This is a genomic window from Oleiphilus sp. HI0079, from assembly GCF_001635105.1.
The window spans coordinates 1-3956 of sequence record NZ_LWFT01000527.1 but is presented as its reverse complement, the minus strand read 5'-3'; the positions used below and the strand labels follow the sequence as shown (position 1 = coordinate 3956).

At 50.2% G+C, this 3956-nt stretch carries 3 protein-coding genes; all 3 read left to right on the top strand.

Going from position 1 to position 3956, the window contains the following annotated elements; all coding sequences use genetic code 11:
* On the top strand, positions 1-2272 hold a 2272-nt coding region (glnE, locus tag A3750_RS07675; protein WP_156498480.1), incomplete at its 5' end, for a bifunctional [glutamate--ammonia ligase]-adenylyl-L-tyrosine phosphorylase/[glutamate--ammonia-ligase] adenylyltransferase.
* Between the two features lie 119 nt (positions 2273-2391).
* A complete protein-coding gene (locus A3750_RS07670; RefSeq protein ID WP_068458632.1) occupies positions 2392-3312 on the top strand; it encodes a branched-chain amino acid transaminase in 921 nt (306 codons plus the stop codon).
* An 18-nt stretch (positions 3313-3330) separates the two neighbouring features.
* Positions 3331-3956 (top strand): lipopolysaccharide heptosyltransferase II (waaF, locus tag A3750_RS07665; RefSeq protein WP_082873229.1); only part of this gene is annotated, 626 nt, incomplete at its 3' end.

The following is a 3956-nucleotide window of genomic DNA, read 5'->3' as shown; positions in this document are numbered from 1 at the left end:
TTTTGCCAAGCTGGGTCAGCGGTTAATACATGTGCTTGATGCGCGAACTGTAGACGGCTTTGTCTATCGCGTAGATATGCGCTTGCGTCCGTATGGCAGTAGCGGTGCGTTGGCGCTTAATTTTGCTAGCTTCGAAGATTACTTTTATACACAAGGGCGGGAGTGGGAGCGCTTTGCAATGATTAAAGCGCGTGCGATCACCGGCTTGCCGGCGGATCGCGCTTATTTGATTGAAAAAATCGTTCAGCCCTTTGTCTATCGTCGCTATCCGGATTACTCGAGCTTTGAGGCTTTGAGAGAGATGAAGAGGCTAATTAAGTCGGAGGTGCATCGAAAGGGTGGTGAGCAGAACATTAAGCTGGGTAACGGCGGTATTCGGGAGATTGAGTTTATTGCCCAAGCGACGCAGTTGATATATGGAGGGCGTGACCAACGACTCCAAGATACTGGTCTTCAATCGGTTTATAGCACCTTGGCCGAGGCGGAGTATTTGCCCGGCGAGTGGGTGAAAACGCTACTCGAAACATATCGCTATTTGCGTGATATGGAGCATGGAATCCAAGGTTTCAAGGATCAACAAACCCAGCTGCTGCCGCAAGATCAAACGGCTCAATCCGCTCTAGTGGCCGCAATGCAAGAAGATAGTTGGGAGGTAATGATTGCGCGCATGAGCGACCTGCGTGCCAATGTCACGGCGGTGTTTGAAGACTTCTTGCATGAAGAGGGTGATGCGAGTGCAGATCAGACCGAGTCCGACTATCACTGGCTTCAGCTCTGGCTCGATCAAGACGTGACCGCAGAGGACTGGCAGGCAGAGTTTCTCCGCGCCGGTTTTGATGAGCCTGAGCTGTGCACAAAGGCTTTGATGGATTTGCACGAGTTGCCGCGTTTTCGTCAGATGTCTGCGTCTGCGCGTGATCGATTCAAAGAGTTTCTGCCTCGATTGCTAGACACGATCACAGAATCTGGTGCCTGTGCGCTTACGCTTGAGCGCGTGCTAAAAGTTGTGCAGTCGGTGCTTGGCCGAACCATCTACTTGGTGCTGTTGAACGAGAATGCCGAGGCGCTACGGCAGCTTTGTAAGCTATGCGCTGAAAGCCAATGGTTTGCGGATCATATCGCTGCGACGCCGGTGGTCTTGGATGATTTACTTGATCCGAAATCGTTATATTCGCCGCCTCCGCGCGAGGCGCTGAGCGATGAGCTTCGCCAGTCTTTACTTCGTATTCCTGAGGATGACTTAGAAGCGCAGATGGATTGTCTGCGCAATTTCAAACAGTCACATATGTTGCGTGTAGCGGCGGCCGAGATAAGCGATGTACTACCTGTCATGAAAGTAAGTGATTACTTAACCTGGCTTGCCGAGGCGTGTGTTGAAGCAGCGATGGAAATCGCATGGCGAAATTTGGTGCAAAAGCATGGTTATCCATCAGCGAAAGGGCGGGCTATTGAACCGGTAGATTGCGCCGGCTTTGCAGTCGTCGGTTATGGCAAGTTGGGCGGTATAGAGCTTGGGTATAGTTCGGATCTGGATATGGTGTTTATCTACAACGCGGAAGATTTTGGTTCGACTGATGGAGATAAGCAGATCAATAACCAACTGTTTTACACCCGGCTAGGTCAGCGACTTGTGCATATACTGGGAGCGCAGACAACGCAGGGCTATTGCTACGAAGTAGATATGCGTTTACGGCCATCTGGTAACTCTGGCATGTTGGTTTCTTCGCTCGCAGCTTTTGAAAAGTATCAGCATAACGATGCTTGGACGTGGGAGCATCAGGCGCTCGTTCGGGCTAGGTTTATTGCTGGCGATTCTGCTTTAGGAGGCGAGTTCGATCGAGTGCGTCAGGACGTGCTTTGCAAGCAGCGCGATCTTACTGATTTGCTGGCCGAAGTGGCTGGAATGCGTCAAAAAATGCGCCTCGCTGCGGTGGATAAGCTCAAATCGCAAGAAATAGCGGATCAGAATATCAAGCAGGGTCGAGGTGGGTTGATTGATATTGAGTTCATTACCCAGTATCTGATTCTAGCTTATGCTCAGGACTACCCTGAGCTTGTGCGTTGGACCGACAATGTTCGCTTGCTTGAATCTCTAGCGGCCACCGTCGATGTGCCTTTGGAGTTTGCGGTCTTGATTGATGCGTACCGAGCTTTACGGTCGGCGCTGCACCGAAAGAGTCTCTCGGGTGTCAGTTATCCCGGTGGTCTGAATGGCTTTGCCAAAGAGCGAGAGCAGGTGCAGCGCGCTTTTGCCGAGTTGTTCAAAGAATGACTCTAGAGCCCTGTTTATCCGTAGGCTAAGACAATCTTAGGTGCTAGAATACGCAACCTTTTTGTTTAATTTGAGATCATAATGCCGGTTTGTCCGGCATACGTAAGGAGTGGTGCGCAATGTCGATGGCTGATAGAGATGGCCTCATTTGGTTTGATGGTGAAATGGTTCCTTGGCGCGATGCGCAGGTGCACGTGTTAACACACACACTTCATTACGGCATGGGTGTCTTTGAGGGCGTTCGTGCATACGAGACAGACAAAGGTACTGCGATCTTTAAACTTCAGGATCATACCGACCGTCTTTTCCGTTCTGCGCACATTATGCGCATGGATATGCCGTTCTCTAAAGAAGAGATTAATCAGGCTCAACTTGCTGTCGTAAAAGAAAATAACCTGAAAGAAGCCTACCTTCGCCCGATGGTTTTTTACGGATCAGAAGGTATGGGTTTGCGTGCCGATAACTTGAAAGTGCACGTTATTGCGGCCGCATGGGAGTGGCCGTCATATATGTCGCCTGAGTTGCGCGAGAAAGGCATTAAAGTACGCACATCATCTTACACCCGCCACCATGTAAACATCAGCATGTGTAAAGCGAAAGCCAATGGTCACTACATCAATTCGATGTTGGCATTGCGTGAAGCTTTAGATTGCGGTTGCGACGAAGCTTTGTTGCTGGACAACGAAGGTTATGTTGCCGAAGGTTCTGGTGAGAACATTTTCATTATTCGTGAAGGCATCATGTTTACCCCAGAGCTGACCTCTTGCCTTGACGGGCTTACGCGTCGCACTATCTTTAGCTTTGCCGAGGAGCTTGGGGTCAAGATTGTTGAGAAGCGGATTACGCGAGACGAGGTCTATGTCGCGGATGAAGCTTTCTTCACCGGCACTGCAGCCGAGGTTCTACCAATTCGTGAGTTAGATGGTCGTCAAATTGGTAACGGTCGTCGCGGTGAGTTGACCGAGAAGTTCCAGACGATGTATTTCGATACGGTGAAAGGACGTCGCCCTCAAAATGCTGATTGGTTGAGCTACGTTTAAACCTGCGGGAGAGCGCGCTTGAAAATATTTGTCGTAGGCCCATCTTGGGTTGGCGATATGGTGATGGCGCAGAGTCTGTTTAAAGCTCTGCGTCAGCGCTTTCCTGATGCACGTATTGACGTGCTCGCGCCTGCTTGGAGTCGCCCCATTATTGAGGCGATGCCTGAGGTTCATCAGGCGATTGATATGCCCTTGGGCCATGGAGCTCTAGAGATTAAGACACGACGGGCACTTGGTCATTCCCTCCGCAAAGAAAAATACGACTGGGCGATTGTATTGCCAAACTCGCTTAAGTCTGCCTTGATTCCATGGTTTGCTAACATTCCGCGTCGCACCGGCTGGAAAGGTGAAATGCGCTATGGCTTGTTGAACGATTTGCGCAAGCTGGATAAGTCTATCTTTTCACTGATGGTGCATAAGTATGTTGGCCTTGCCTACGACAAAGGTACGACGCCTGATTCTTTCGAGTGCCCTACTCCTTCGTTAGTACCTGCTGCTGAGAATATTTCTAATGCCCTGCAAAAATATTCTTTAAGTACCGAGCAGCGTATTCTTGCCTTATGCCCGGGCGCAGAGTTTGGTCGTGCGAAAAAATGGCCGGAGCGGCATTATGCCGAAATTGCAAAGCGCCATATTCAAGAGGG